A 20,754-nucleotide genomic window follows, 5' to 3' on the forward strand; every position below is an offset into this window, starting at 1 on the left:
CACTCCTCTCGCTTTAAACGCTCTTCTTGTTATAAGCAAGCTAATATGGCTTGTTTTGATTCGTCGGGCACAAAGTGTTTTTCACGGAACACGTTGTATTCTTTTGATCTGATTGTTGCTAAAATCTCACGGTAAACGAGGGCTGCTCCTTTAACTGGTACGCGTGAAGATAGTGGATATTCATGAATGGTTTCAAAAGCCTTTTTATAATGACACTCGGCTTTTTCAGCCAAATCTTCCCAAACCGCAATAAACTGGGGACTAATAATTCCGGCACGTAATTCGTCTTCATGCAATTCGTATTTCTTCATAATTTCTTCTGGTAAATAGATTCTTCCCATTTCCAAATCTTCACCAATATCACGAAGTATATTGGTGATTTGCATGGCATAGCCAAGCGAAATAGCACCTTCTTTTAAAATCACTGTTTTTCCCGGTGCTAAAATTGGCAATAACATCAACCCTACTGTACTAGCTACGTAATAACTATAGTGCAGCAATTCATCCATTGTTCTGTAGCGGTTAATGGTCAAGTCCATTTCCTGCCCTGTAATCAAACCCGAGAACGCCTCAACATCCATTTCGTAATTGTCAAATACGTCTGCAAGTGCTACCCACATAGGATTTCCGTCATCATAAATGCCTGTCAAAAACCTTTGAAAGTCTTGTTTAAATTGTGCAAGCTCTTCAGTCGAATTTGTTCCTTCATCGACAATATCGTCTACTGTGCGACAGAAAGCATATACGGCCCAAACTGCTTTTCTTTTTTCTTTCGGCAATAATGAAAAAGCTTTATAGAAACTTTTCGAATGCATAGCAATGACTTTTTCACAGGAAATATAAGCATCTTTTAAATTCATTATGCATTGCTCCTTTCCTTTGCAAAATCGCCTTGGATTTGTTCAGCTAGCAACTTTGCGCCTTGCATCACAATAGGAATGCCTCCTCCTGGATGTACTGAAGCACCTACTGCATACAAGCGATCTGTTTTAAACGGTTTAACTTGCGGTCGGAAAACGCCTGATTGGAACAAAGTTGGACCAATTCCGAAACTGCCTCCTTTAAACAAACCAAAAGCTTCTGCTTCAGAAGGTGTACGAACTTCCATCCATTCAACTGCTTCACGGAAATTCGGGAAGGCTAAACTTTCTATACGATCGATAATTCGATCAATCCATTCTTTCTCATTTGCCCAATCAATATCTGTTCCGGAAGGTACCGGAACCAATACATACAGTACGCCTTTGCCTTCTGGCGCTAGTGAATCATCTATTTTTGATGGATGAAACGTGTAAATTGCAGGATTTTCAGTCTTCTGCTTTTTCACAAACACATCATCCATGTGGTCGATGTAACTGTCACCGATGAAAAATTGGTGGACATTGCCTTCTTCATATACTTTATTCAATCCAAAATACAATAATACGCATCCAGAAGATGCTGTGTAACTTTTCTTTTTCTGTTCAGGCAACACTTTTTCAATGCCTGGAAAGTCGCCGTTATAGACAACCGCATCGAAAGCTTCAAAGCCGGATGCTGTTTCAACTCCGGTAGCTTTTTGGTTTTCAGTCACGATTTTTTTAACCGGGCTACTCGTTTTAATCGTTACGTTAGTACGTGATCGAAGTGCTTTTTCTAACACCGGAATTAAGCTGCCGTATCCACCTTTTAGGTAGTACACACCGTGTTCATGTTCACTAAAAGGAACAAGCGCATACATGGCTGGAGCGCGGAAAGGATCTCCACCGATATACAAAGACTGCAAGGAATAAGCTAGCTGTAGTCGCTCATCGCGGAAATAGTTCGACATAAGTTTGTTAACAGATTGTTGAGGTTTTAATTTCATCAATTTTCTTATGTTTCCTGCTGTGAAAAAATCGGCTTTATTTACAAATGAATGCTCTAAAAATGAAGATTTGCCGATTTTAAAACGCTCACGTCCTTCTGAAATAAATCGAAGAAACCCTTCTTTTTCAGATGGAAAAACATTTTCGATTTCCTCTAACTGCCGATCAATGTCTGGATATTTTGTGTAGACTACTCCATCTGGAAAGCGAATTGAGTAAAGTGGATCACATAATAACAATTCGGTATCCTCTTCTGGAACTCCTGCTTGTTGTAAAAGGTCTTGGAACATTTCAGGTAGCAATACAATAGTAGGGCCTTGATCAATTTTAAAGCCATCCCGCTCAACAAACGTTAAACGGCCACCCAATTTATCTTCTTTTTCAAAAATAGTGACGTCAAATCCCATATTGGTTAAATACAAAGCACCCATCATGCCACCAACGCCGCCACCAATCATCGCGATTTTCATGCAAATCCCTCCATTGCTGGAAGCGGTAAGATTGGAATTCCTTTTTTACCATGTTGCTCAAGTATACCGTTAGTTGTAATACGTGCCGATTCTAAGATTGTCGGTAATCCACTTCCTGGGTGTGTGCCACCACCGACTAACCAACAATTGCTCAGTTCTTCAAATTTATTGTGAGGACGGAAGACCATCATTTGTGTTAATTGATGTCCTAAGTTAAATGTCGCTCCTTGATAAACTGAATAATCTTCTTGCCAGCCCATCGGTGTTAACATTTTTTCAACTTCTATATGATCGCGAAGATTTTTGAATTCCGATTTTTCTTCAATCGTATCTAATACCAATTCACGGAAGGCTTGTTGTTCGTTTTCCCAACCGATGTCACTAAAATTATTTGGAACTGGCGCTAAAATATACAATGCCGATTTTCCTTCAGGGGCTAAAGTCGGATCTGTCACACTTGCATTTTGCACATAAATTGAAGGGTCTGCAGAGAGGATACGCGATTTCGTCATTTCTTCTACATTTTTTTTATAATCTTTAGCAAATATAATCGTATGGTGAGAAAGATCGTATTTTTTATCCAGTCCTAAGTAGAGCATAAACGTAGAGCACGAGTATTTTTTCTTCGCCAATTTCTCTGGTGTGTATTTTTTTAAAATTCCCGGTTCGACCAAATTATTCATAACGTGCGCAAAGTCACCGTTAATAATGACTTGATCTGCTTTTTCACGCTTGCCGTTTTCTAAGTCTACTCCTTTGACTTTACGATTTTCGATCCATAGTTTTTTTACACCTGTGCTAGTATGGATTTTGCCACCTAACTCTTCTACTACTTTCGCCATCGCATGCGATAGTTGATTTACCCCGCCAATAGGATGGAAAATGCCGTAAGCGTGCTCCATATAAGAAAGAATAGAAAATGCACCCGGACACTCCCATGGAGACATCCCTAAATACTTGGATTGAAAGGCAAAGGCCATTTTTAATCGCTCATCTTTAAAATATCGAGATAAAACATCATAAAGCGTTTTGTTTATTTCAAGTTCTGGCAACGCTTTTAAAACTTTAGGATGGACCATATCAAAATAGCTATCCATCTTTGATTGCAACATCGGCGATAAGGCTTCTAACTTCTTGGCCGTTTCTTTCATAAAACGTTCATAACCGTCTCCATCGCCTTTGAATTTTTCATTAATTTGCTTTTTCATTTCTTGGTTATTTCGTGTCATTATCAAGTTTTCATCTTCAAAAACTAATTCATACATTGGATCTAGTTCAACAGCATTCATATAATCTTTTAAGTTACGACCTGTTACTTCAAACAATTCTTCTACTAAATGCAGCATACTCAAGAAAGTGGGACCCGTATCAAACGTAAAATCACCAAGACGCAGCTCTGCATTTCGGCCACCTATCCACGGTTGCTTCTCATAGACATCTACTTTATATCCTCTACTTGCCAATAACATAGCTGCGGCCAGTCCCCCTGGGCCTGCGCCTATCACAATCATTCTCTCTGACATAACAGATGCCTCCATTTCAAATATCCCGTAAACTCTACAATAGTTATACAAATATTATACCGCCCGATTATTAAAAAGACTATTTATTTGAATTTACCCTCTTTCGACTTTTTATATGTCTTTATTCACATTTAGATATACAGTTTCTGAGAATGCTCGTTGATTATCTATTCAATTGCTATGTTGAATCTATTTTTAATCCATTATATTTTTATTCATTAAAAAAGCCAGCTCACAAAATGAGCTGGCTTTATATCAATTTAGTATTTTTATTTTTACGTTTTTGCGTCCCCATCGAAGCGCATTGCTTTGAGTTGGGATGAAGACATCAATTTTATTTCCTTTAATTGCACTTCCAGTATCGCCTGCAACTGCGTAGCCATAGCCTTCTACGTGAACTTTCGAACCTAACGGAATAACTCTTGGATCCACTGCTATAACTTTAAGACCTGGGTTTTTCTTTAAGTTAATCCCTGTTTTTGTTATACCAGAACATCCTTTGCAGTATGCTGTGTAGGCAGTCGCACTCACTGTGAATTCTTTTGCTACCGAACCGCTTGTTGAACGAGAAGGAGTTGTTTTTTTAGAAACTGTTGTTGCTGCTGTTTTCTTTAACTTAAGTTTTTGATTTGGATAAATCGTGCTAGATTTTAAACCGTTCCAAGCTTTTAAGTTACTAACTGACACTTTTTGTGATTTTGAAATTTTGTAGAGGGTATCTCCACGTTTCACTGTGTATATTGTCGAACTTCCGCTTTTAGAAGTAGATGCTTTTTTAGAAACTGTTTTTACTGTTGTCTTTTTTAATTTTATTTTTTGGTTTGGATAAATCGTATTAGATTTTAAACCGTTCCAAGCTTTTAAGTTACTAACTGACACATTGTTCATTTTTGAAATTTTATATAGGGAATCTCCACTTTTTACTATGTATACGTTTGATGCTGCTGAACTTTCAATCGAAGTGCCTAGGAATAAAATCAGTGCAAAACTCAAGACCATCAATAGTTTTTTCAATCCGCTATCCCCTTTGCTTTTTCTTAGTACAACCAAAATAGCACGGCAATATTACAAACGTGTAACAATTAGAGATAAGTTTCATTACAATATGACTTCTTTTTGTGACATAAGTATGGTTAAGGCTTAATTTTTATCCTAAATAATGGGTTTTTAAAAGACTTTTAGACCATTTCATATGTTGCACTTGAAATATATTCCCCGGGAAATAAAAAACACGCACTCTCAAAGAGTACGTGTCAGCTTATTTATTTATTTGCTTTATGAACTTTCAATGTTTTGCCTTTAACGGTCTTATCTTTCATTGCTTTTAATACCATCGGACCTTTGCCATTTAAAATATCGATATACGTTACCGTATCTTGAATTTTAATGATCCCGATATCTTCAGCTGTCACTCCGGGAATACTTGTTAACGTTCCTACAAAGTCAAAAGCACGGAGTTTCTTTTTCTTACCACCGTTAAAATACAGTTTCAGAATATCTTTATTGACTTGCTCGTTTTTGTTTTTCTTTAATTTCGGACGACTTTCTAGTTTTTCTGTAAATGCCTGCATCGCTGCATCCACTTCATGAACAGAAGGTGCGGTTCTATGTGGAATTTCAAATCCGATATAGCTTTCAATTTCAGCTAAAAATTTATCTTCGTTTGGCGTTACAAACGAAATGGCTTTACCTGTTTTCCCAGCACGTCCTGTACGACCTGAACGGTGCACGTAACTTTCTTTTTCCATTGGTAAGTCGTAATTGATGACATGCGTGATGCTGTCAATGTCAATTCCACGAGCTGCTACGTCAGTTGCTACTAAATATCGGAATTCTCCACGCTTAAATTCGTTCATAACCGCCGTCCGGTCTTCTTGCAACATGCCACCATGCAATTTATCACATGTGTAATAATGTTTTTCTAATTGTTCCATTACAAAGTCAACATTGTCTTTTGTGCGACAAAAAATAATACAGCTATCCGGATTTTCCACAATCGTCACATCACGTAATAGTGAAAACTTCTTTTGCTCTGCTACAACAAATAACGAATGATCAATTTGATCCGTCAACGTTTCTGTAGAGGCAATTTCGATATGTTGAGGATCAATCATGTACTTTTTCTGTAGTTTTTCTACATTTTCAGGCAATGTTGCTGAAAAAAGCATCGTTGTCCGCTGTTTTGGCAATTTGTTAATAATTGCTTCTACTTGTTCAACAAACCCCATATTCAACATTTCATCTGCTTCGTCAAGAACAAGATACTCAATTTGCTCTAATTTTAATGTTCCACGCTCGATATGATCCAACACACGACCTGGAGTGCCAACTACAACATGGCATTTCTGCTTGAGTTCTGCTTGCTGATAAGCAAATGGTTGTTTACCGTAAACTGCTGCAGCTTTAATACGTTTAAAACGCCCAATATTTGTTATGTCTTCTTTTACTTGGTCTGCCAGTTCACGTGTTGGCGTCAAAATCAGCGCTTGCGGTTTGTTTTCTTCCCAGTCAACCAGCTCACATATCGGAATACCGAATGCTGCTGTTTTCCCACTACCGGTTTGCGACTTTACTGTTAGGTCAGTCTTAGAAAGGGCTACAGGGATAACTTTTTCCTGTACTTCTGTCGGTTTTGTATACCCAAGGCCATCAAGTGCTTTTACGATTTGTTCACTAATATTGTATTCGTTAAATTTTTTGTTACTCATAATTATTCTCCATCTCCGTTCAAAAATTTCAGGTTCTTTTATTATCGCACGGATTAGAAAATTCTGCAGTTAAACGATTATTAAGTTATATCTAGTTTTCTTACGCTACTTGTTATTGATCCATTAAGCTTACTGAAACTTTTACGTCCAAAGACTGACTACCTCCACGGTATACACCTTGAACTGGGCTCACATCATTGTAATCTCGCCCAACCCCAACACGGATGTGACTTTCTAATGCCTCTACATTGTTCGTTGGATCTAAGCCAACCCACCCAATACCTGGCACCATTACTTCTACCCAGGCGTGACTCGCAGCATCACCAACAAGTGCAGAGTTTTCACCCACATACAAATAGCCGCTAACGTAACGAGCTGGTATATGCTTACTACGCAAGATACCAAGCATCACGTGGGTGATATCTTGGCAAACCCCTTTTTTAAGAGAAAATGATTCTTCTGCTTTTGTATGAACCGTAGTAGAATCTCCGTCATACGTAAAGTGTTGATGAATATATTCCATGACATCAATCGCATATTGTACCGGATTTTTCATCATTCCAAGTTCACGATCAATTTGACTCATTTGTTCGGGAGTTAAATACGTGTAAGCTGTATTGCTTAAAAAGGCCAAATAATGCTCCCCAAACAATTGCGAATGAAAAATAGCATTCATTTCCGGAGAATAATCGATTCGATGGATAAACGGACTTTTTTGAATACTGACAATAGAGCTGGTTTTAACTTCTAAATGTTGATGATGCTCCGCAATGAAAAAGGTTTCTACATGATTTCCCCAAATATCAATATGTTCTTTCGTCAATGAAGCAGGTGTAATGTCTGCGCGATAAGAGAGAAGACGTTGACATTCATCGGTTCTCGGTTTTAAGCGAATCGAATTCATGCTTTGGTCAACGATTGTGTCATATTCGAATATATTCGTGTGTTCAATCTTATATTTCATAGTAGTAATTCCTTTCGCGCCCATGCTCTGTGATTGGCTAGATCCTACCAATTTCGTCTCGGAATCGCTTAAATAATAGGTTTTCGAAAAGATATGGCCAATTTCATTGCAATTATTTTGAAAGTCATTCAGAAAATCCATAATTTCATCTGAATTCAACTCATCCATACTGATTTCCTTAAACTCTTTTTGTAGTTGATCTAATTTCGCGTAAAGTTCCCATGAATAATGTGAAATTTTTCCACCTTCCAATTCGTCAACTGCTTGACGGACGTGTGCCAAGCAATAGCGAATTGAACGCGGAAAATTCGTATTGGCAATTAGAAAAGACAATACTTTTTTAGGTTTCATTTGAGGGGGATTCATTTTTAAATAAGCGTTATATCCATTAGTCATCCTTAAAGCAGCTAGCCAATAATAATAGTCTTCGGACTGAGTTTGAAACGACCGCTCTAACGTTCGCTCGCAAACTACATTTAAGATACGAGCCGTTTTTTCAGCACGCTCTAACCATTTAGCAATTTTGATAATTTGGTAGGGTACGCCTCGAGGCATTGAAGACTCGACAATACCTTGTGTAATCAATGAGGTTAGCTTAACCTGTTCGAGGAAGTCTCGCATTTCTTTCACTGTGCAGCTTTGGTGGTCCATCTCCTGCAAGGTTAAATAACAGCGATTCCACGCTTCCCAGTAATCATCTGGAATGTGATCTCGACTAATTCGAGCATTTTCTCGAACAACTTTTACGCAACTTGCAACAGAGTTAAAATTGCTTTCTTCCATTGCCAAATAATAAACAAGTTGGTCTTCTTGATAGCTCGGCATAGACTGGATTTTCTCCATCGTTTCTGTCGAAGCACAAATCTCATAAACCAACTTCCAATCACTGCCTCGGGCCAACTCTTCGTCAGAGGCTTCAATCATTTGCAATAATTGCACGTCTAGAATGCGAGCATTGTTCTCTGCCCTTTCTACATTTCTCGACATCCAATACAACGAATTCGCTACACGACTAAGCATCAAGAGTCCGCCTCCTCTTCTTTATTTTTGAACACCCATGTGTCCTTTCCACCGCCACCTTGTGAAGAATTGACAACAAGTGAACCTTCTTTTAAAGCAACTCGGGAAAGTCCGCCTGGCATAACATGCGTATCTTCACCTCTTACTACAAAGACTCTCAAATCAACATGGCATGGATAAAATTCTTCTCCTTGATATGCAGGAGCACGAGATAATTTAATCGTTGGCTGAGCAATATATTGGTGGGGTGTTTCAATAATTTTCTCTCGGAATATTTCGATCAATTCCTCAGAAGCATGTGGCCCGACTAACATATCGTAGCCACCTGACGCACCCACATTTTTTACTACCAATTCGTTTAAGTGATCCAATACCCATTCCCGCTCCTCAGGATTGTCTAATAGATACGTTTTGACATTATCGATAATTGGTTCTTCTCCCAAATAATAGCGGATCATGTCCGGAACATATGCATAAATAGCTTTATCATCAGCCACTCCATTGCCAATGCCATTTAAAATGGCTACATTGCCTTTTCTATAAGCCATCAAAAGTCCAGGGACCCCTAACGCAGACTCGGCTAAAAATGCTTCCGGATCTAAGTAATCATCATCAATTCGGCGATAAATGATATCTACCCGTTTCAAGCCTCTCATAGACTTCATATAAACAATATTTTTTTTGACGATCAAGTCCCGTCCTTCTACTAAATCGATTCCCATTTGTTGAGCTAAAAATACGTGATCATAATAAGCAGAGTTATACATACCTGGCGTTAACAAAACCGCAAAAGCTTTATCTTTTCTTGATTCTGGTGCATGATCTAATATCGCTTGATGCAAATGAGACAATTGGTGCTCGAGGGTGTGAACAGACTGGTTAGCGAAAAATTCGGGGTACACTTGGCGCATAACATATCGATTTTGATACACGTATGACAAGCCTGAAGGGTTTCGTAAATTATCTTCAAGTACGTGATACTTCCCTTCTTCATCACGAATCAAATCAATACCCGCTAAAAAAATGTGGTTTTTTAGTGGAATGTCGATGCCTTTTACTTGTTCATCATAATAATAAGGGTTTTCTTCTACTAATCGCCTTGGGACGATTCCATCTTGAAGAATACGTTTTTCATTGTAAACATCTTCTAAAAATTGGTTGAGTGCTTCTGCACGTTGAATCATTCCTTTTTCAATCACTTCCCAATCTTCGGAAGGAATAATAATTGGAACAAAATCAAAAGGCATTGTTCGTTCAGTCCCAACATTATTGTTGTATACAGTGAATGTAATGCCCTGTCTTAAAAATGACAATTGAGCGGTCTCGTGCTTTTCTCTAAGCTCATCGTTTGAAAATTTTTGAAGAACCTCAAAGAATTTTCGGTAATGCGATTTCGGCTTTCCATGTGGCGTAAACATTTCATCAAAAAATGCTCCAGTTGAATAAGTTTTGAACAAACCGGTGACCCCCTTCAATACATAGAATATTCAGACAAAAAATGAGTAAGAAAAAGCTATGCCGTTTCTGCAAACGCGCATAGCTTATCTTACTTCTATTATAACAAAATCATTTTCCAAATGTTGAATCTTCTGAAGATGATTGATTTTTTTTCAAAGATTCGCTATATTCCGTGCTTCCACCATAAACCCCACCCGTCGGCTTATTGGAATCTGAAGAACTTTTACTTTGGTCATCTGAAGAGCGATCGGCCGTTTTAGATGTCGACTCTTGAAATTCTTTATTGGCTTTATCCAATACTTCTTTTTCTTTATTCATCATTTCTTGCTGAGCATCTATTGCTGTTTTCACTTTTTCCACAGCTTTGTTGACCGTTGGTTTTACTTTATCCACCATGCCACCAGACTGTTCATTTAACCGATCGAGCCCTTTTTTAATATTTGCCTTTATGTCTTCTTTACTGGTTTGAGTAGTTCCATCCGTCATAGTTTTCTGCTGAGTCATTGCTGCACCGATTAACGCACCGAGACCGATTAATACGAGCTTACCAAATATTCCACTTGATGAATTTCTAGCCATATGAACCTCTCCTTTTCGCAAGTATAGAAACTATTGTGTATAAAGTATTGACCATTTTTTTCTTTTTCAAACATTTCTCATTAAACAAAAGACACCTTGAAATTTTCTAGGTGTCTCTTCACATTCGTTATAAATTCAATTTACCTTCTTCTATTAAAACTTGTTCAAAGGCTTTAACAACTGCCTCATCATATTGAATTCCAATCAAACTATTAATTTCAGCCATCGCATATTCAGCAGAAAAAGCAGCGCGGTATGCGCGGTCTTCTGTCATGGCATCGAATGTATCACAAACTCCAATAATTTTAGCTTCAATCAATATTTCATCACCCTTTAGTCCGAACGGGTATCCTTTTCCATTTACACGCTCATGGTGCTGTTCAACGATGGCCGCAATATCCGCATAAGGTGTTTCACGAATCATAGCAGCCCCTTCGCCCGGATGTGTTTTCATCAAGTCAAATTCTTCGTTTGTTAGTTTGCCCGGTTTTCTCAAAATTTCTTCTGGAATATTAATTTTCCCTATATCGTGCAATATAGAGGCTAATAGCAAGCCCTCTGTTTGTTCTTTTCTTAATTTCATTTTAGATGCTGTCTTAACGGCATAATGAGCTACTCGAGAACTGTGTTTATGTGTATAGCGATCTTTTTTTTCGACAGCTTTTCCTATCTTGCGCAACTCTTTAATCATATCGCTCATATAATGAAAAGTAGGTGCTGTGGAAATCGATAAAAAAGAGACATCCGTTGTCGCTGTAAAATAAACTTCTTGCTCTAAGTTTTTTGCCGAAAAGCAATCATGTGCTTTAAGTAACCGTTTTTCGTTATCTATCTCTACTTCCATCTGTCCCTCTAGAATATAGTAGAATTCTTGGACAGTATCGTTCTCTCCTGGAAAAAGAATAATTAGCGTATCTTTTAAAAAGGCTTGTTTCATCAGTTCAATTCCTTCACCACGACCTAATAGGCTAAGCGTCGTACTTCCGTTATTAACTTGTTCAAGAAACCCATTCTCTAATATTTCCAAGCCTTTCATAAGTCCACTTCCTTATATATAAAAAATAAAAGCATAGAAAGCTCTATGCTTTTATTTTACACTTTTATTAATTTTTTAGGAAATAATTTTCACCAACCAACGCCGACCATTGGATCAATATTTGCTTCGCGATCAGCAAATTGTACTGTAATCCATACTACTTCAACTGTAACTCCTGCACTTTTAGCTTTTTCTACTTCTTTTTTCGTAATGCTTTGTGTTTTTGCATCTAAACTTTTAATCATCTCATTAATTTTTTCATCATATTTTTTCCACAACATTGCTTTTTGTGTTTCATCTTGAGTAGCCTCTAAGTCTTCAAGGTATTTTTTGTACAAACTGTTAGTCTCACCTTGTACTTTATAGATTTCTGTATAAATCTTTACATTCGCTTTTTCGATACTTTCAATAATTGCAGCAATTTCTGGTGTCATTTCTTTTGAAGTATCGTATTCAACAGGTGGTACATTCAGTTCTGCAAGTACGTTCATGCCCATTCCCATTGCCATAAGTACAGAAAGTATTGCAACGATTAAACCTTTTTTAAACATATTTATTCCTCCTAATTTCTATTTTGTAAGAGAGTGTACAATTTCAGTTTGCCTTCAAGTAAAATAATGTATATTATTTATATTTTTTTACTATAAATTCCAACTCTTTACTCATATAGTATATACATTTTATCGAATTTCTACAACGACTTATTAAATATCTTGGCTTAAAACATATTTTCTGTAAAAAAGCTGCGAATAACCTCGAAGTCGAAGTTATTCACAGCTTAAAAATGTGTAATTAGTTGTTTAAGGTAATACAGTGGTACCCATTAAGAATCGATCACATTCTCGTGCAGCTTCTCGGCCTTCGTTTATCGCCCAAACAATTAAACTTTGACCGCGACGTACATCGCCTGCTGCAAAAATGCCTTCTACACTCGTATTGTATTTGCCATACTCTGCTTTTGCTCGTGAATTCGGTTCTGTTTCAATCTCCAATTGTTGTAGCAGTTCTTGTTCAGGACCGCTAAAGCCAATAGCAATCAACACCAAATCTGCTTTCCAAACTTTTTCAGTGCCTGGAATTTCTTCACGGATTCGATTGCCTTGCTCATCAATTTTCAATTTCACATTGACGGTATGCACTTCTTTCAATTCACCTTGTTCGTTGCCAACAAATTTCTTAGTCATAACCGCATAAGCTCGTGGGTCTTCTCCGAAAGTTGCCGCCGCTTCTTTGTGACCATATTCAATACGGTGAACTTTTGGATATTGCGGCCAAGGATTTCCTTTTTCATCACGAATAGCGCCTTTTTTATCATATACATCAAACTGAACCAGGCTCTTACATTCGTGACGGACGGAAGTAGCCAAACAATCTGTTCCGGTATCTCCGCCTCCGATAACGATAACATTTTTGTCTTTTGCAGAAATATACTTGCCATCTTCAAAGTTTGAATCTAGCAGACTTTTTGTACTAGCGTGTAAAAAGTCCATTGCAAAGTGAACACCCTTTAATTCGCGGCCTTCCACATCAATATTTCGGTGCACAGTCGCTCCTGTACACATAATAACTGCATCAAAGTCTTCTTTTAGTTTAGCAGAAGGGTAGTTTTTCCCTACTTCTACACTTGTTATAAACGTAATGCCTTCTTGCTTAAGAATATCCACACGTCTTGTCACCATGTCATATGGCAGCTTCATTTCCGGAATGCCATATGTTAGCAAACCTCCAACACGGTCACTTTTCTCAAAGACTGTTACTAAGTGGCCTGCCTTATTTAACTGAGCTGCGGCAGCAAGACCTGCGGGACCCGAACCAATAACGGCAACTTTTTTGCCAGTCCGTGTTTTAGGTGGTTCTGGCACTACCCAACCTTCTGCAAATCCACGCTCGATAATTGAGCGCTCAACCGTACGAATCGCTACAGGTGGTTCGTTAATGCCTAATACACAGGCACCTTCACAAGGTGCTGGACATGCTACTCCGGTAAACTCTGGGAAATTGTTTTTCAAATGCTCTCGGTGCAATGCTTCTTTCCACTGGTCACGATAGACAAGATCATTCCATTCCGGAATGAGATGGTTTACAGGACATCCTGTCGTTACATTATCCAGTTCCATTCCCGTATGACATGTTGGCACGCCACAATCCATACATCGTGCACCTTGCTTTGCGACTTCTTCATTTGATAAAGGGATGGTGTAATCGTTCCAGTCTTTTGTCCGTTCAGCCGGTTGGCGCTCTTTAACCGTTTGCCTATCGTATTCCATAAATCCTGTTGGTTTCCCCATAGTTTCCCTCCTATACACAATTGCTCATTTTAAAAATCATTGGGTTAAATCATTTTTGAGCGGGAACAGACTTACTTCCCTGCTCCGGCCATTTTACTTTCTTCAAATGCCGCCATTTCAGCTTCGTCTCTTGTCATTCCGCCGCTTTGCAACTTATCGATTCTTTCATTGATTTGAAGATAAGCTTTTGGAATAACACGTACAAATTTAGCCGAATAAATATCCCAATTTGCTAATAAACGTTCTCCGTTTCGACTGCTAGTATAGTGCACATGTTTTTTAATCATTTCGCGTAACTCTTCAATTTCTGCTGGTTCAGCAAGCGGTTGTAAATGAACCATTTCCGCATTGCATCGTTCGCTAAATGTTCCTTCTTCATCAAGGACGTATGCTACGCCTCCTGACATACCTGCTGCGAAGTTTTTGCCGGTTTGTCCTAAAATCGCAACTCGACCGCCAGTCATATATTCACAGCCATGGTCACCAACACCTTCTACAACAATGTTTGCTCCACTGTTTCTAACTGCAAAACGCTCGCCTGCTACCCCATAAATATATGCTTCACCGGCAGATGCTCCATAAAACGAAACATTCCCGATAATAATATTTTTTTCTGGGAGGAAGGTTGAGTCTAATGCTGGGTAAACCAGTATTTTACCACCTGATAATCCTTTTCCAACAAAATCATTGGCATCTCCGATTAAGTTCATCGTCATTCCTTTTGGAATAAATGCTCCGAAACTTTGTCCGGCTGATCCTTGGAAATTCAAATTGATGGTATCTTCTGGCAACCCTTCCGCACCGTAACGCTTAGAAATAGCACTACCCACAATAGTTCCAGTTGCTCGATGAATATTTCGAATTGCTGTTGCCACTTCGACACGTTCTCCTGTTTCAATTGCTTTTTTACAACGCGGCAATAATTCTTGATAATCTAAAGTTTTTTCCAATTCGTGGTTTTGTTTGATTGTTGCATAGCGCCCTACTTTTTCCGGTAAGTCTGGCTGATACAACAGAGCCGTTAAATCAATGCCGCCCGCTTTCCAATGATCAATCGCTTGGTTCGCTTCGATAACATCTGTGCGGCCAATCATTTCATCAATTGTACGGAAACCAAGCTCTGCCATTAACTCGCGTGCTTCTCTTGCGATAAAGCGCATAAAGTTAACGACATGCTCTGGATCTCCGCCGTATTTTTCACGCAACTCAGGATTTTGAGTGGCAATACCAACCGGACATGTATCTAAGTGACATACGCGCATCATGACGCAACCAAGCACTACTAAAGGCGCAGTCGAGAATCCAAATTCTTCAGCTCCAAGTAGAGCTGCTGTTACAACATCGCGACCCGTCATCATTTTGCCGTCTGTTTCAACAACAATGCGATCACGCAAGCCATTTAACAACAGCGTTTGATGCGTTTCCGCTAAACCGATTTCCCAAGGCAAGCCGGTATGCTTCAAACTTGTTTTAGGTGCCGCTCCAGTTCCTCCGTCATAACCACTAATTAATACGACATCCGCACGACCTTTTGCAACACCCGCTGCAATCGTTCCGACACCGACAGCCGATACCAATTTAACGCTAATACGTGCCGTAGGATTAGCATTTTTCAAGTTAAAAATCAATTCCGCTAAATCTTCAATTGAATAAATATCATGATGTGGTGGAGGTGAAATCAGTTCTACACCTGGAGTAGAACCACGAACTTCTGCAATCCAAGGATAAACTTTTTTCCCTGGTAAATGTCCGCCTTCTCCTGGTTTAGCTCCTTGTGCTACTTTAATTTGAATTTCATCTGCGTTCACTAAATAATGGCTTGTTACGCCAAAACGACCAGAAGCGACTTGTTTAATCGCACTACGACGGTTATCTCCATTTTCATCCTGGATAAAACGTGAAGTTTCTTCTCCGCCTTCTCCTGAATTACTTCTTCCCCCAATGCGGTTCATCGCAACCGCAAGAGCTTCGTGCGCTTCTTTACTAATAGAACCATAAGACATGGCACCCGTTTTAAAGCGCGCACAAATTTCTTCAACCGTTTCGACTTCGTCAATCGGTACTGGCGTTCGTTTTTTAAAGGACATTAAGCCGCGTAATGATTGAAGATTTGCTTTTTCATCAGTTAGTAAATTCGTATATTTTTTAAAGACATCGTAGTTATTTGTACGACATGCATGTTGCAGTGTATGAATAGTTTTCGGGTTGTATTGATGATTTTCTCCATTTTCACGGTATTGGAACTCATCCCCCGATTCTAGCGCTTGATCGTCTCCTTGAGCTACAGGATAAGCTGCTGCATGTCTCATAAGAACTTCTTTTGCAATAATATCAAGACCAATTCCGCCTAAACGTGAAGACGTACGAGTAAAGTATTTGTTAATAACATCCATATGGATACCGATAGCTTCAAAAATTTGAGCCCCTCGATAACTTTGAATCGTTGAAATTCCCATCTTAGACAATACTTTGATAATGCCATCTGTAACAGCTTTAACGTATGTCGTTTCTGCTTCTTCAAAGCTAACATTCGGAATATCGCCTATCTCGATTAAGTTCTCAATCGTATCAAAAGCTAAATAAGGATTAATGCCTTCTGCACCATACCCAAGAAGAGCCGCAAAATGATGCACTTCACGAGGTTCTGCAGATTCTAGCAAGATGCTCATTTGCACACGCGTTTCTTGACGAATCAAATAATGATGTAAACCTGAAACAGCTAAAAGTGCAGGAATGGCTGCATATTCTTCATTTACGCCACGGTCAGACAAAATAATTAGTTTTGCGCCTTCTTTAATGGCTTGATCCGCTTCTTTAAAAACAGCTTCTAATCTTTCTTCCATCGCTGCTGTGCCTTCGGATTTTTTGAATAAAATTGAAATTGTAGCAGGCTTAAAGGCCGGAAGATCTTGCTGACGCAATTTTTCAAGTTCTGCATTTGTTAAAATGGGTGTTTCTAATCGAATATGACGCGCACTTTCTGCTGTTGGTTGAACCAAGTTAGCTTCTGCACCAATAGTGGTCCGTGCAGCTGTAATAATATATTCACGAATCGCATCAATCGGCGGATTCGTTACTTGTGCAAACAATTGTTTAAAATAATTGTAAAGAAGCTGCGGTTTTTTCGATAAAACAGCTAGTGGGGAATCATAGCCCATCGAACCTACAGGATCTTTCCCTTCAGTCGCTAGCGGTTTAATGATTTTCTGAACTTCTTCCATTGTGTAACCAAAAGCTAACTGCCTTTTGATTAACGGTTCCGCATCATTAGATTTAGATGGCATTACCGGTTCTGGAAGATCTTCCATATCAAACATATTTTTCTCGATAAAATCTTTATAAGGCATTTCTGCCGCTATTTGCAGTTTGATTTCTTCATCGGGAATGATTTTGCCTTCTTCTAAATCAACTAACAACATCTTGCCTGGACGTAAGCGATCTTTGTAAATAATATCGTCAGCAAAAATATCCAATGCACCGACTTCTGAACCCATAACGATCATTCCACTTTTCGTCACATAATAACGAGCAGGGCGGAGGCCATTGCGATCCAGACAAGCCGCTATTTGCTTGCCATCTGTAAAGACGAGAGCAGCTGGGCCATCCCATGGTTCCATTAACGTACTATGGTATTCATAGAAATCTCTTTTTTCTTTTTTGATTGTTGGGTCATTAACCCATGGTTCTGGCACCATCATCATTGCTGTATGAGCAAGGGATCTTCCAGATAAATGCAAAAATTCAAAACAGTTATCGAACATAGAAGAGTCACTACCCGTTTCATCAATTACAGGCAAAACTTTTTTAAGATCGTCTTTATTAAATGCAGGTGATTCACACAGCACTTGACGGGCACGCATCCAATTGACGTTTCCTCTCAATGTATTAAATTCACCATTGTGGATTGAGTAACGATTCGGGTGCGAACGCTGCCAACTTGGGAAGGTGTTCGTACTAAAACGAGAGTGGACGAGAGCTAACGCTGATTTGAATTCAGGGTGGTTGAGGTCTATATAAAACGAATCTAATTGTTCTGGGATAAGCATGCCTTTGTAAACAATTGTACCTGCTGAAAGACTGCTAAAATACACGTCTTTAAAATCGTCTTTTCCGAGCATCGCCTGTTCGATTCGCTTCCGAATAATATAAAGTCGTCGCTCGAGATCAATTCGGTTTTCTAAACCTTGCGCCGCACCGATAAATACTTGTCGGATAACCGGCTTGGTTTTTGAAGCTACTTTACCAACAAATGAATCATTGACTGGGACCGGACGCCATCCTAAACAAATTTGTCCTTCTTCTTGGATAATTTGATGAATCATTTCTTTTGTCTTCATGCGTAACTCATAGTCTTGGGGCATAAAGAGCATACCAATGCCGTACTTTCCTTCTTCCGGCAAAGTAATTCCTTCTTTTTCACATTGCTTAAGGAAAAAACGATGTGGAATTTGAGTCAAAATTCCAGCGCCATCTCCAGTGCTAGTATCTGAGGATTGTCCGCCACGGTGCTCTAGGTTACACAGTATATTTATCGCATTCTGTACAATTGCGTGTGATTTTTCCCCATTGATATTGGCGATCATCCCTATTCCGCACGCCTCATGCTCTTGATCTGGATGATAAAGTCCTTGTGGGATTGGATACTCTTTTTTACTCATCAAACCGCCTCCTTCACAACACTCATGTGTCATAATATTTTGATAGTATATCATAAGTCTGAATATATATACAATTCCCTCGAGTAAAAAAATATTAATAATAGTACTGAATCCCCACCACACCAATGAAACCGTTTCCAATTCCTGATTATTAAACAAAATACCCCTATAATAAAACATTGCATGTTTATACAAGTCAGACAATTTAAAAATTAAAAAACCCCATTTTATATGGGGTTTTTTCACTTATATTTATTCACCTGTTATAGTCTTAAAAGAATGGATTGCATGCAAAAATGCTTCTCCGTATTTTTCTAACTTATTAGCACCTACACCGTTCACTTCTAAAAATTCAATTTCATTTTGCGGTTTTCTTGCCACCATATCTTGTAAGGTTTTATCAGAAAAAATAACGAAAGGCGGAACACCTGCTTCATCTGCCAATCCTTTACGAATAACACGTAACTCTTCGAATAAGGGGTCGTTGGTAGCAATTTGCTTTGTTACTACTGCACCTTTTCTTAGTACTTGTCGTTTACCTAACAAGACATCTCTTCCACCATCTGGAACGTAAATCGTCGGGAACGAGCCTTGTTCGACGGCTAGCAATTCTTGAGAAATCATAAATTCGATTAAATTTGACACTTCTTTTGAATTTTGATGCTTTAAAATGCCATAAGTCGAGAGTTTATCAAAACCAAAATCCAGCACTTTTTTATTGCGCGACCCTGTTAACACTTGAGCCGTCATAACTTTCCCAAATTTTTGCCCCATTCGAATCACACAAGATAGCACCATTTGGACATCTTTTGTGACATCTAAACTTTCTCGGTCATCCAAACAATTCCCGCAATGTCCACAAAGTTCAGCCGACGTATCTCCAAAATAGTGGATGATAAATTGCTGTAAGCAATTTTCAGTATGACAATAGTCCACCATCCCTTGTAATTTCACAAGTTCTCCAGGGATTCGACTAGGATCTTGCGCTTGATCGATTAAAAATCGTTGCGTTTGAACATCTTGCGACGCATACAGTACAATACATTCACTTGGCAAACCATCTCGTCCTGCACGTCCGGCTTCTTGATAATAGCTTTCCATGTTTTTTGGCACTTGGTAATGAATAACAAAGCGAATATTCGATTTGTCGATACCCATACCAAATGCATTTGTCGCTACCATAACAGTAACTTCATCATTTAAAAAACGTTCTTGACCACTTTTTCTTTCATGATCCGACATGCCTGCGTGGTACTTGGCCGCTTTAATGCCTTTTTTTATGAGCATCTCATAAACCGCATCTACTGTTTTGCGTGTAGCAGCATAAATTATACCGGCTTCTTTATCATTTTTTGCTACATACTCTTTTACAAATCGCTCTCGGTCTTGCCCTCGCACGACTGAAAAAGTTAAGTTTGCTCGTTCAAAACCGGTCATGACAGTATGTTGTTCTTCTATATTCAAAATCCGACAAATATCTTCGCGAACTTGAGGAGTTGCTGTGGCAGTCAGCGCCAATACCGTCGGATTATTTGGAAACAATTCCGTCATTCGGCTAATCAAACGGTAACTCGGACGGAAATCATGACCCCATTGTGAAATACAGTGAGCTTCATCAACCGCTATCAATGGAACATGAACTCCTTGTAATTCGTTCAAGAACATTTCTGAATCCAATCGTTCCGGGGCAATGTAGAGCAATTTAATCGCTCCACGTTGAACGTCCATTAACGTTTCGCGGACTTCATCAAAATCGAGAGAACTATTTATATAAGCAGCCGGAATACCCGCTGCTAAAAGTGCATCCACTTGGTCTTTCATTAACGAAATCAAAGGAGACACCACAATCGTGGTCCCTTCCATCACAAGCGCCGGAATTTGATAGCACATTGACTTGCCTCCACCTGTCGGCATGACACAAATTGAATTATGCCCTTCAAAAACTTGCGTAATGGCTTGCTCCTGACCGACCCGGAATGACTCATAGCCAAAGTGAGACTGTAGTAATTTTTTTGCGCTTTCCAACAAAATAGAACACTCCTAATACTCGTATCGTATGAGTTAGCTTACCACATTTCTATATCTTTTTCTGTGCCAAAAACTTGAGTAGAGCTTCTATAATTAGGGTCAAAAAAAATCGCCCTTCAAGGTTGCAGTTGAAGGACGTTTCTTTTATTCCTATTTAGTTCAAGAAATACCCTGC

Annotated in this window: 13 protein-coding genes; all 13 read right to left on the reverse strand. The window is 38.9% G+C overall.

Annotated elements, in window-relative coordinates:
- Positions 1-29 precede the first annotated feature (29 nt).
- Positions 30-860 (reverse strand): phytoene/squalene synthase family protein, encoded by an 831-nt coding sequence (locus BCM40_RS14455; RefSeq protein ID WP_083394537.1) that lies wholly within the window; start codon positions 858-860, stop codon positions 30-32.
- Entirely contained in the window at positions 860-2,317 is a 1,458-nt protein-coding gene (locus BCM40_RS14460; protein ID WP_065525266.1) for a phytoene desaturase family protein, read from the reverse strand. The genes BCM40_RS14455 and BCM40_RS14460 overlap by 1 nt, the downstream gene beginning before the upstream one ends.
- A complete protein-coding gene (locus BCM40_RS14465; RefSeq protein WP_065525265.1) occupies positions 2,314-3,840 on the reverse strand; it encodes a phytoene desaturase family protein in 1,527 nt (508 codons plus the stop codon). The genes BCM40_RS14460 and BCM40_RS14465 overlap by 4 nt, the downstream gene beginning before the upstream one ends.
- A 255-nt stretch (positions 3,841-4,095) precedes the next feature.
- Positions 4,096-4,854, reverse strand: a complete 759-nt coding sequence (locus tag BCM40_RS14470) for a LysM peptidoglycan-binding and 3D domain-containing protein (protein ID WP_065525264.1) — start codon at positions 4,852-4,854, stop codon at positions 4,096-4,098.
- Positions 4,855-5,102: 248 nt separating this feature from the next.
- Entirely contained in the window at positions 5,103-6,548 is a 1,446-nt protein-coding gene (locus tag BCM40_RS14475; RefSeq protein ID WP_065525263.1) for a DEAD/DEAH box helicase, read from the reverse strand.
- A 112-nt stretch (positions 6,549-6,660) separates the two neighbouring features.
- A complete protein-coding gene (locus tag BCM40_RS14480) occupies positions 6,661-8,532 on the reverse strand; it encodes an alpha-E domain-containing protein (protein WP_065525262.1) in 1,872 nt (623 codons plus the stop codon).
- Positions 8,532-9,989, reverse strand: coding sequence for a circularly permuted type 2 ATP-grasp protein (locus BCM40_RS14485; protein WP_083394538.1), 1,458 nt, complete (start codon positions 9,987-9,989; stop codon positions 8,532-8,534). Before BCM40_RS14485 ends, BCM40_RS14480 begins: the two co-directional genes overlap by 1 nt.
- Positions 9,990-10,098: 109 nt before the next feature.
- On the reverse strand, positions 10,099-10,569 hold the full coding sequence (locus BCM40_RS14490) for a hypothetical protein (RefSeq protein WP_065525261.1): 471 nt from the start codon (positions 10,567-10,569) through the stop codon (positions 10,099-10,101).
- A 127-nt stretch (positions 10,570-10,696) separates the two neighbouring features.
- Positions 10,697-11,605, reverse strand: a complete 909-nt coding sequence (locus BCM40_RS14495; RefSeq protein WP_065525260.1) for an HD domain-containing phosphohydrolase — start codon at positions 11,603-11,605, stop codon at positions 10,697-10,699.
- An 89-nt stretch (positions 11,606-11,694) separates the two neighbouring features.
- Complete coding sequence (locus BCM40_RS14500; RefSeq protein ID WP_065525259.1) at positions 11,695-12,156, reverse strand: hypothetical protein; 462 nt, start codon at positions 12,154-12,156, stop codon at positions 11,695-11,697.
- A gap of 249 nt (positions 12,157-12,405) precedes the next feature.
- Entirely contained in the window at positions 12,406-13,893 is a 1,488-nt protein-coding gene (locus BCM40_RS14505; RefSeq protein WP_065525258.1) for a glutamate synthase subunit beta, read from the reverse strand.
- A gap of 71 nt (positions 13,894-13,964) precedes the next feature.
- Positions 13,965-18,551, reverse strand: coding sequence for a glutamate synthase large subunit (gene gltB / locus BCM40_RS14510; RefSeq protein WP_065525257.1), 4,587 nt, complete (start codon positions 18,549-18,551; stop codon positions 13,965-13,967).
- A gap of 252 nt (positions 18,552-18,803) precedes the next feature.
- Entirely contained in the window at positions 18,804-20,579 is a 1,776-nt protein-coding gene (recQ, locus tag BCM40_RS14515; RefSeq protein ID WP_065525256.1) for a DNA helicase RecQ, read from the reverse strand.
- Positions 20,580-20,754: the final 175 nt, after the last annotated feature.

Origin of the sequence: Planococcus donghaensis (genome assembly GCF_001687665.2) — a bacterium.
Classification (GTDB): domain Bacteria; phylum Bacillota; class Bacilli; order Bacillales_A; family Planococcaceae; genus Planococcus; species Planococcus donghaensis.